This is a genomic window from Secundilactobacillus mixtipabuli (assembly GCF_002217925.1).
In the GTDB taxonomy this organism is placed as follows: Bacteria; Bacillota; Bacilli; order Lactobacillales; family Lactobacillaceae; genus Secundilactobacillus; species Secundilactobacillus mixtipabuli.
The window spans coordinates 1-242 of record NZ_BCMF01000059.1; the positions used below are offsets into that span (position 1 = coordinate 1).

The 242-nt window shown below is 49.2% G+C and carries 1 rRNA gene; it reads right to left on the reverse strand.

Annotation, left to right across the window (positions count from 1 at the left end):
* Window positions 1-242 (reverse strand): 23S ribosomal RNA (locus IWT5_RS11990); the annotation flags it as partial.

A 242-nucleotide genomic window follows, 5' to 3' on the forward strand; every position in this document is an offset into this window, starting at 1 on the left:
TCCTTAACGAGAGTTCACTCGCACACCTTAGGATACTCTCCTCGACTACCTGTGTCGGTTTGCGGTACGGGTAGTAAGATACTCACTAGAAGCTTTTCTCGGCAGTGTGACATCAGCCACTTCCCTACTTAAATTCGGTCCTCATCACAGCTTGTCTACCCGGTTGAAAGCATTTTACTAACAACCAGACTTGCTGCTTGAACGCACATATCCAACAGTGCGCACGGCTTAGCCTCCTGCGT